General features: G+C 66.7%; 2 protein-coding genes. Both read left to right on the forward strand.

Annotated elements, in window-relative coordinates; translation table 11 throughout:
* Positions 1-798, forward strand: a 798-nt coding sequence (locus EN994_RS31385) for an FGGY-family carbohydrate kinase (RefSeq protein ID WP_245466137.1), incomplete at its 5' end; no start/stop codon positions are given.
* 169 nt (positions 799-967) lie between these two features.
* A partial coding sequence (locus EN994_RS31390) for an MATE family efflux transporter (protein ID WP_245466138.1) occupies positions 968-1,423 on the forward strand: 456 nt, incomplete at its 3' end.

The raw sequence follows: 1,423 nt of genomic DNA on the forward strand, positions 1-1,423 counted from the left end.
GCTCGACGTGCCGGCGACCAACAGGACATCGGCCGGCATTTGGCGCTGATCGCCGGCACGTCGAGCTGCGTCATGGCGATGTCACCGGATCCGCAGCCCTTCGCCGGCGTCTGGGGTCCCTATTACGGCGCGGCGCTGCCCAGGCTGTGGCTGTCGGAAGGCGGCCAGTCGGCGACCGGCGCCCTGCTCGACCACATCATCCGCTGGCACGGCGCCGGCGGCGAGCCGGATGCCGCCATGCATGCGAAGATCGCCAGGCGTGTCGCCGAGCTGCGCGCCACCGAGGGCGACAACCTTGCCGCGCGGCTGCATGTGCTGCCCGATTTTCATGGTAACCGCTCACCGCTCGCCGATCCGCATGCCGTCGGCGTCGTCAGCGGGCTGACGCTGGACTCCTCCTTCGACAGCCTGTGCAAACTCTACTGGCGCACCGCCGTCGGCATCGCGCTCGGCGTGCGCCACGTGCTGGAGGCGCTGAACGAGAACGGCTATCTGATCGATACGCTGCATGTCACCGGCGGCCACACCAAGAACCCGCTGTTGATGGAGCTCTATGCCGACGCCACCGGCTGCACGGTGATCGAGCCGCTGGCCGACGAGGCGGTGCTGCTCGGCACCGGCATGATCGCCGCCACCGCGGCCGGGCTGTTTCCCGACCTCAACGCGGCCTGTCTTGCCATGCAGCAAGGCGGCAGGACGCGCGCGTCGAACCCGAAATCATCAGGGCGTTTCGACCGCGACTACAAGGTTTTCCTCGAGATGCACCGCCAGCGGCGGATGCTGGACGCGATCCGCTAGAGCACCGGGGCCGGTCCCTGGCTCAATCCGTTCCCGTCCCTCCTCTCTTGCCTTCATGTCGCGTTTCGTCCAGAAGCTGACGCAAACGCCGCGAAACCGAAGGTTTTGCCGTTTGAAATGCGGCTTCCGGCTTTAATGCCGACGTGCCGTATCTGGAAAGAGCGGAACAATGTCTGCGATCGAAGCCGGCGCTCGCGCGCCGGAAAATCTTTGGCGTCAGGAAATCAGGGCGACGCTGGCGCTCGCCTGGCCGATGGTGCTGACCAATCTCGGCCAGACCGCGATGACGGCCACCGACGTCATGATGATGGGCCGGCTGGGGCCGGATACGCTGGCCAGTGGCGCGCTTGGCGCCAACCTCTATTTCATGCCGCTGATCTTCGGCCTCGGCCTGATGCTGGCGACATCGCCGATGATCGCCACCGAGCTTGGCCGCCGCCGCTATTCGGTGCGCGACCTGCGCCGCACCGTGCGCCAGGGCCTGTGGCTGGCGATCCTGATCTCGATCCCAATCTGGCTCGTGCTTTGGCACGGCGAAGGCATTCTGCTGGCCATGGGCCAGGAACCGGCACTGGCGCATCAGGCCGGCATCTATCTGCGCTGGCTCGAATGGGCGGTGCTGCCC

This window comes from Mesorhizobium sp. M7A.F.Ca.CA.002.09.1.1 (genome assembly GCF_003998555.1).
Classification (GTDB): Bacteria; Pseudomonadota; Alphaproteobacteria; order Rhizobiales; family Rhizobiaceae; genus Mesorhizobium; species Mesorhizobium ciceri.